The sequence below is a fragment of the Amycolatopsis sp. NPDC104863 genome, from assembly GCF_055582965.1.
In genome coordinates this window covers 891,885-900,943 of the sequence record NZ_JBVJOW010000003.1, presented here as the reverse complement: position 1 = coordinate 900,943, position 9,059 = coordinate 891,885, and the positions used below count along the sequence as shown (strand labels likewise).

Genomic DNA, 9,059 nt, shown 5'->3' with positions numbered 1-9,059 from the left:
GTTCATCGGGGGTCAGGTGGCCTCGCCGTCGAGTGCCGCGCGGACCAGGTCGTCGACCGACATGCCGTCGAAGTCGGCGGCCTCGTCCCCGGCCGGGTCGGGCCCGGCCAGGCGGCGCAAGGTGTCCAGCACGCCGCTTTCCCGCAGGCGCGCCGGGGAAACGGCCGCGAGCAGGGCCCGCAGCTCGGTGTCGACGTCGCCGGGGTCCTGCTCACCGGCGAGCTGCCGCACCAGGTCGGCGGCGAGCACGGCCGGGGACGGCTGGTCGAACACGAGGGTCGCGGGCAGGTCGAGCCCGGTCGCCGCGGCGAGCTGGTTGCGCAGCTCGATCGCGCTGAGGGAGTCGAACCCGAGCCCGGAGAACGGCCGCTCCGGGTCGACCGCGTGCGGCCCGGAGAACCCGAGCACGGCGGCGACCTGGGTACGGACGACGTCGAGCGCGGCCTTCTCGCGGTCCGACACCGGCAGCTTGGTCAGCCGCTCCCGCAGCACCGCGCCCGCGGTGACCGGCGCTTCCGCGGTGAGGCGGTGGTACTCCGGCAGGTCGGTCAGCAGCGGGGCCGGCCGGGCCGCGGTGAAGGCGCGCAGGAACGTCGCGTGGTCGATGTCGGCGACCACCGGGGCCGCGTCGGTCGCGAGCACGACCTGCGCGAACGCGGTGAGCGCCAGCTCCGGCGGCACCGGGCGGGTGCCGGTGCGCTGGGCGCGGGCCGTCGCGTCGGCGGTCTCGGCCATGCCCGCCCGCCAAGCGCCCCAGGCGATCGAGGTGCCCGGCAGGCCGTCCGCGCGCCGCTGTTCGGCGACGGCGTCGAGCACGGCGTTCGCCGCGGCGTAGTTGGCTTGGCCGGCGTTGCCGACCGAGCTGGACGCCGAGGAGAACAACGCGAAGACGTCGAGCTCCAGGTCGCGGGACACCTGGTCGAGCACCAGCGCGGATTCGGCCTTCGCCGCGAACACGGTGTCGAACCGGTCCGGGCCATACCCTTCGAGCACGCCGTCGTCGAGCACGCCCGCCGCGTGGATGACCGCGGTGACGTCGGGCGTGAGCAGCTCGCGGACAGCGGCCGGGTCGGTCAGGTCGCACGCGACGACCGAAGCCCGCGGGCCGAGGTCGGCCAGCAGCGCGACGGCGTCAGGAGTGTCCGGGCCGCGGCGGCCGGTGAGCACGACCCGCGAGGCACCCTCGCTGAGCACCCACCGGGCGACGTGCTTGCCGAGCGCGCCGGTGCCACCGGTGACGACCACGGTGCCGCGCGGCCGCCACGCCCGCGCCGGCGGTCCGGCCGGGGCGCGCACGAGGCGCCGGGCGAAGGTGCCCGCCGCCCGCACCGCGACCTGGTCCTCCGTCCCGGCGAGCACCGCGCCCAGCCGGGCGAAAGCGTGGTCGTCGAGGTCGGCGGGCAGGTCGGCGAGACCGCCCCAGCGCTGCGGCTGCTCCAGCGCGGCGACGCGGCCCAGGCCCCACAGCGCGGCCTGCGCGATCGAGGTGACCCGGTCCGACGGCACGGCGGTGACCGCGCCGCGGGTCAGGCACCACAGCCGGGCCGCGCTGCCGGTGCCCGCGAGGGCCTGCAGCAACGCGGTGGTGGCCGCGGCGCCCGCGGTCGGGGTGGACTCGTCCAGGCCCAGCAGGGAAACGACGCCGGTGACATCGGCGCGTTCCACGCTCTCGGGGCCGGTGAACTCCACCAGTTCGGCGCCGAGTGCCTGGACGACTCCGGCGACCCACGGGTCTTGGGCGAAGCCGGCGGGCACGACGACCAGCCACGTCCCGTCCGGCACCGCACCCGGAGCACCGCCGAGCGGCTTCCAGGCGACCCGGTACCGCAGTTCGTCCACAGTGGACTGCTGCGCGCGCCGGTGCTGCAGGTCCAGCAACGCGGGCAGCACGGCGTCGAGCGCGGCGGGGTCGACGTCGATCTCCTTGGCGAGCACGTCGGCGTCCAGGCCGGTCAGGAAGTCCGGCGTGACGGTGACCGCCGGCGTGTCCGGCCAGAAGCGTTCGTGGTGGAACCGGTAGGTGGGCAGGTCGACCGGGCGCGCCCCGTCGAACAGGCCCGCCCAGCCGACCGGCGTGCCCGTGACGTCGAGCCGCGCGAGGGCCGAGACCAGCGTCGGCGCGTCTTCACGGCCGGCGCGCAGGGCGGCGGTGACGGTGGCGGACTCGCCGGTGAGCGTCCGGGTCAGCGCCGCGAGGGTGCTGTCCGGGCCCAGTTCGAGGTACTTGGTGACACCGAGGCCGTCGAGCGCGGCGACGGCGCCGGCGAACAGCACCGGCCGGCGGACGTGGTCGGCCCAGTACTCCGGGGTGCCCAGCTCGTCGGTGACCGGCGACGCGGTGACGGTGGACACGACCGGGAGCGCCGGCGGGGCGAACTGCACCCCCGCGGCGATCCGCCCGAACTCGTCCCTCATCCCGTTCATATGCGACGAGTGAAACGCGTGGCTGACCCTTAAAAGTCTAGACTTTCGGCCCCGGGCCGCGACCAGGTCCGCGACCTCGGCCACCGCGTCGGTGTCGCCGGAGACGACCACCGCCTCGGGCCCGTTGACCGCGGCGATCGACAGCGGCCGGCCGGCGATCAGCTCGTCCGCTTCGGCTTCGGTGACCTGCAGCGCGGCCATCGCCCCGCCGGGCAGCTCCTGCATGAGCCGGCCGCGGGCGGCGACCAGCGTGCAGGCGTCGGCCAGCGACAGCACGCCGGCCGCGTGCGCGGCGGCGAACTCGCCGATCGAATGCCCGGCGAGGTGGTCGGGCCGCACGCCCCACGACTCGACGAGCCGGTAGAGCGCGACCTCCACGGCGAACACCGCCGGCTGCGACCACCGGGTCTGCGCCAGCAGGTCGGCGTCGTCGCCGAAGACGACGTCACGCAGCGAGCCGGGCAGCTCGAGGTCCAGGTGTGCGCAGGCCTCGTCGAACGCGGCGGCGAACACCGGGAACCGCTCGTACAAGTCGCGGCCCATGCCCGGGTACTGCGAACCCTGGCCGGAGAACAGGAACGCGAGCTTCCCGGTCGCCGGCTTGCCGGTGTGCACCAGCGGCGACGGCGTCCCGGCGGTGAGCGCGCCGAGCCCGGTCAGCAGCTCTTCCCGGTCCCCGGCCACGACGACCGCGCGTGACTCGAACCAGGCGCGGGTCGCCGCCGCCGAGAAGGCGACGTCGGACAGCGCGAGCTCGGGGTGCGCGACGAGGTGGTCGCGCAGGGCGCGGGCCTGGGCGCGCAGGCCGTCGTCGCCGCGCGCGGACAGCCGGACCGGCACGGTCGCGGGGGCGCCGGCCGGGCGCGGCTCGGCCGGCGGCGCCTGCTCCAGCACCAGGTGGGCGTTGGTGCCGCTGGCGCCGAACGCGGAGATCCCGGCCCGGCGCGGGTGCCCGGTCTCCGGCCACGGGGTGCTTTCGGTGAGCAGCGCGACGCGGCCGGCCGACCAGTCGACGTGCTCGGACGGCTTGTCCACGTGCAGGGTCTTCGGCAGCAGCCCGTGCCGCATGGCCAGCACCATCTTGATCACCGCGGCCGCGCCGGCCGCCGCCTGGGTGTGGCCCAGGTTGGACTTGACCGAGCCGAGCAGCAGCGGCCGCTCGCGCTCGCGGCCGTAGGTGGCCAGCAGGGCCTGCGCCTCGATCGGGTCGCCGAGCTTCGTGCCCGTGCCGTGCGCTTCGACGGCGTCCACTTCGGACGGCGCCAGCCCGGACACGGCCAGGGCGCGCTTGATCACGCGTTGCTGGGCCGGGCCGCTGGGCGCGGTGAGCCCGTTGGACGCGCCGTCGGAGTTGACCGCCGAACCCCGCACCACGGCGAGGATCCGGTGCCCGTGGCGGCGTGCGTCGGACTGGCGTTCCAGCACGATCATGCCGACACCTTCGGACCAGCCGGTGCCGTCGGCGGCGTCGGCGAAGGCCTTGCAGCGCCCGTCCGCCGACAGCGCGCCCATCTCGCCGAACTCGACGAACCCGGTGGGGCTCGACATCACCATCACCCCGCCGGCGACGGCGAGGGAGCACTCCCCCGCCCGCAGCGCCTGGGCGGCCAGGTGCAGCGCGACCAGTGAAGACGAGCACGCGGTGTCGATGCTCACCGACGGGCCTTCCAGCCCGAAGGTGTAGGAGACGCGGCCGGAGAGCAGGCTGGCGGCCTGCGCGGTGGCCTGGTGGCCGGGGGTGTCGGTGGGCGGGGTGTAGTCGCCCGAGCCGCCGCCGATGTACACGCCGGTGTCACCGCCGCGCAGCCCGGTGGCGTTGATGCCGGCGCGTTCGAACGCCTCCCAGGCCACTTCGAGGACGAGCCGCTGCTGCGGGTCCATCACGATCGCTTCGCGCGGTGCGATGCCGAAGAAGCCGGGGTCGAACTCGGCCGCGTCGTGCAGGAAGCCGCCTTCCTTGGCGGCGCTGCTGCCGGGGCCGTCCCCGGTCAGCGTGGCGAGGTCCCAGCCGCGGTCGGCGGGGAAGCCGCCGACGACGTCGCGCTCGTCGACGACCGCCCGCCAGAGATCCTCGGGTGAGCCGATGCCGCCGGGGTAGCGGCAGCTCATGCCGACGATGACGACCGGGTCGTCCCCGAGCGCCGCCGGGGCGGCTTCGGTGGTGACTTCTTCTTCGTCGCCGAAGAGCTCGGCGAGGAGGAACGTGGTCAGCTCGCGCGGCGTCGGGTGGTCGAAGACCAGCGTCGCCGGCAGCCGCAGCCCCGTCTCGGCGCTCAGGGCCGTGCGCAGGTCCATCGCGGTGAGGGAGTCGAAGCCCAGCGCGGAGAACGCGCGGTCGGCTTCGATCCGGTCGGTGCCGGTGTGGCGCAGCACGGTCGCGGCCGCCGTCCGGACCAGCTCCAGGACGACGTCGGAGCGCTCGCCGGGCGGCACGTCGCGCAGGCCGGGCCCGGTCGCCGGAGCCGGGGTGAACAGCGGTGACAGCAGTGGGCTCGGGCGGGGCGCGGTGAACGCCGGGCCGAAGCGGTCCCACCGGACGTCGGCGACAACCGTGGTGAGGTCGGCCGACCGCACCACGGCGAGCAGCGCGGTGGTCGCGGCGGCCGGGTCGAGCACCGGCAGCCCGCTGTCCCGCAGGTGGGCTTCGTCCTCGCCGGCGCCCGCCCAGGCCGAGAAGGCGACCACGGTCGCCGGTTCCCCGCGGTCCCGCCGCTGCCGGGCGAAGGCTTCCAGCTCGGCGGCCTCGGCGGCTTCGTCCCCGCGGCCACGCACACCCCAGACCCCGGCGACCGACGTGAGCAGGACAAACGCTTCGAGCGGCCACTCGGCATACCGCCGGGCCTCTTCGAGGCTTCCACTGTGGACGACCGCGTCCGGCGGTCCCGCGAGCGCGGCCGGATCGCGGACGACGTCGACGCCGGGCAGGTGGTCCGCGAGGAGCGCGGCCGGGCCGTCACCGGTGACGAGCACGGTGCCGCGCGGCTCCCAGCGTTCCCCGCCCGCGGTGGCGCGGGTCAGGCGGCGGCCGTAGACCCCGGCCGCGCGGACGGCGACCTGGTCTTCGTCCCCGCCGAGCACCGCGCGCAGCCGGGCCGCGGCGCGGGTGTCCAAAGTGGCCGGGACGTCGACGAGCCCACCCCAGCGCATCGGGTCGTGCAGGGCCGCGACCCGGCCGAAGCCCCACAGCGCGGCCGGGCCCCCGACGCGCTCGGCCGGGGTGACGGCGACGGCGCCGCGCGTCACGCACCAGACCGGGACGTCGACCTCGGCGAGCAGTTCCCTTGTTCCCGCAACGGTTTCCCGCAGCGAAACGACGAGGTCGGCGCCGGCCAGGTCGCGGCCGGCCCCGAGGACTTCGGTGACCCGCTCGGCCCATTCGGCGTCGTCGCCGGGGACGACCACGATGTTCGCGGGCTTCAGCTCGGCGACGGTGACCGGCTGCCAGGTGATCCGGTAGCGCAGGCTGTCGGCCGCGGCCGCTTCGGCCTGCTTGCGCCGCCAGGCGGCGAGGGCGGGCAGGACCGCGTCGACCGCGGCGGGGTCGACGGCGAGCTGCTCGGCCAGCCCGGCGGTGTCGGCGCGGTCGACTGAGGCCCAGAAGCCGTCGTCGGCCGGGCCGCCGGTGACCACCTCGGGCCAGTAGCGCTCGTGCTCGAAGGGGTAGGTCGGCAGCTCGGCGCGGCGGGCGCCGGTGCCGGCGAACCACGCGGCCCAGTCCGGGTTCACGCCCGCGGTGAACAGCGTGCCCAGCGCCGTCGCCACACTGTCCTCTTCGGACCTGCCACGACGCAGCAGCGGGACGACCACCCGGTCGTCGGCCGGTTCGACCAGCGGCGCCAAAACGGCGTCCGGCCCGACCTCGACGAACAGCGACACCTCGGCCAGCCGGTCGAGGGCATCGCCGAAGCGGACGGTCTCGCGGACGTGGCGCACCCAGTACTCCGGGTCGGTGACGTCGCCGCCGGTGACCAGCGGGAGGACCGGCGGTGCGAACCGCAGTCCGCTGACGGCGGCCCGGAAGCCGTCCAGCATCGGGTCCATCAGCGGCGAGTGGAAGGCGTGGCTGACGTTGAGCCGCCGTCCCCCGCCGAAGATCTCGGCCACCGCGAGCACGGCGTCTTCCTCGCCGGAGAGCACGACGGACTCCGGGCCGTTGACCGCGGCGATCGCGACGCCGTCGGTCAGCCGCGCGCGAACGTCCTCTTCGGACACTCGCAGCGCGACCATCGCGCCGCCCTCGGGCAGCTCCTGCATCAGCCGGGCGCGGGCAGCGACCAGCGTGGCGGCGTCCTCAAGCGAGAACACCCCGGCGACGTGGGCGGCGGCGACCTCACCGATCGAGTTCCCGGCGACGAAGTCCGGGCGCACACCCCACGACTCCAGGAGCCGGAAAGCGGCGACCTCGAACGCGAACAACGCGGGCTGGGCCCAGCCGGTCCGGTCCAGCTCGGCCGCATCCTCGCCCCATGCGACGTCGCCCAGCGCCATCCCGAGGTGTGCGCAGACCTCGTCCCAGGCGTCGGCGAACACGGGGTACCGCGCGTACAGCTCGCGGCCCATGCCCAGGCGCTGGGCGCCCTGGCCTGAGAACAGGAACGCGGTGACCCGCTCGCGAGCCACTCCCCGGCTCACGACCTCGCCACCGACCAGCACGGCACGGTGGTCGAGCGCGGCCCGGCCGGTGGCCAGGGTGTACCCAGTGTCGAGCATCTCGCCATCCACAGTGGACAGCAGCTCGTCCAGCGCCGTCTCGGACCGCGCCGACACCGGCCACGGCACCACCGCGGGCGCGGTCCCCGTGACCGCATCCCAGGCGGGCGGGGCTTCCAGGATGACGTGCGCGTTCGTGCCGCTGACCCCGAAGGACGACACGGCCGCACGACGCGGGCGGGCCGTCTCCGGCCACGCGGTCGCCTCGGTGACCAGGTCCAGGGACCCGGCCGTCCAGTCCACATGGGACGACGGCGCGCCGACGTGCAGCGTCTTCGGCACCACGGCGCGGCCGAGGGAAAGCACCATCTTGATCACGCCCGCGGCGCCCGCGGCGGCCTGGGTGTGCCCGAGGTTGGACTTCACCGACCCCAGCAGCGCCGGCGTCTCGCGGTCCTGCCCATAAGTGGCCAGCAGCGCCTGGGCCTCGATCGGGTCGCCCAGGGTGGTGCCGGTGCCGTGCGCCTCGACGACGTCGACGTCCGAAGTGGACAGACCGGCGTCGGCCAGTGCCGCGCGGATCACGCGTTGCTGCGACGGGCCGTTCGGGGCGGTCAGGCCGTTGGACGCGCCGTCCTGGTTGATCGCGGACCCGCGCACCACCGCGAGGATCTCGTGGCCGTGCCGGAGCGCGTCGGACTGCCGCTCGACGACGAACACCCCCGCGCCTTCCGACCAGGCCGTGCCGTCGGCGTTTTCGGAGAACGCCTTGCAGCGGCCGTCGGCGGCGAGGCCGCCCTGGGCGTCGAACTCGGTGAAGGAGAACGGGCTGGTCATCACGGTGACCCCGCCGACCAGCGCCAGGGAGCACTCGCCGTCGGCCAGCGCGCGGGCCGCCCAGTGCAGGGCGACCAGCGACGACGAGCACGCCGTGTCGACCGTGACGGCGGGGCCCTCCAGGCCGAGGGTGTAGGACAACCGTCCGGAAAGGACACTCGCCGTGGTGCCGGTGGCCATGTGCCCGGCGACGTCTGCGTCGGAGTTGAGCAGCAGTCCGGTGTAGTCCTGGCCGTTGGTGCCGACGAACACGCCGGTGTCGGTGCCGCGCAGGCTCGCCGGGTTGATGCCGGCGTGCTCCAGCGACTCCCACGACGTCTCCAGCAGCAGGCGCTGCTGCGGGTCCATCGCCAGGGCTTCTCGCGGGGAGATGCCGAAGAAGCCGGCGTCGAACCCGGCGGCGTCGGGCAGGAACCCGCCGTGGCCGTCACCGAGCTTCCCCAGGTCCCAGCCGCGGTCGGCCGGGAACGGCCCGATCGCGTCACCGCCGTCTTCCAGGAGCTGCCAGAAGGTGCGCGGCGAGGTGATGCCGCCGGGGAAGCGGCAGCCGATGCCGACGATCACGATCGGGTCGTCCGCGGTGGCGCGGGTGGTGCTCGGAACCGGGACCGGCGTGTCGGCGCCGAGCAGCTCGCCGAGCAGGAACGTGGTCAGCACCCGCGGGGTCGGGTGGTCGAACACCAGCGACGACGGCAGCGTGAGCCCGGTCGCCGCGCCGATGCCGTTGCGCAGCTCGACCGCGGTGAGCGAGTCGAACCCGAGGTCGGCGAACGCGGCGTCCGGGGCGACCGCGCCGACGTCGGCGTGGCCGAGCACCATCGCGACCTGCGTGCGCAGCAGGCCCAGCAGGTGCTTCTCGCGGTCCGCGGCCGGCAGCCCGGCCAGGGTGCCGCGCAGGTCGCCGCGCTCCCCCGCTTCCCGCGCCTCGCTGAGCACGGCCTTGGCGCGCGGCAGTTCGGCCAGCAGCGGGAACGGCCGGCCGAGGGTGAAGGCGGGCACGAACCGCGTGAAGTCGATGTCCGCGACGAGGATCTCGGTGTCGCCGGCGCCGATCGCGCGCCGCATCGCCGCGACGGCCCGGTCCGGCGGCAGCAGCGCGAGCCCGCCGCGGCCGACGCGGTCCTGCACCCCCGCCTGGCCGCCGAGCA

The 9,059-nt window shown here is 75.3% G+C and carries 1 protein-coding gene (only partly in view); it reads right to left on the bottom strand.

Annotated features, from left to right (window positions below; genetic code table 11):
- Positions 1-12 precede the first annotated feature (12 nt).
- Positions 13-9,059, bottom strand: partial view of a type I polyketide synthase gene (locus ACZ63J_RS20785; protein WP_465402412.1) — the end only. It continues 18,052 nt past the right edge of the window; the window shows 9,047 of its 27,099 coding nt (coding positions 18,053-27,099); the start codon falls outside the window, past its right edge; it ends in the stop codon at positions 13-15.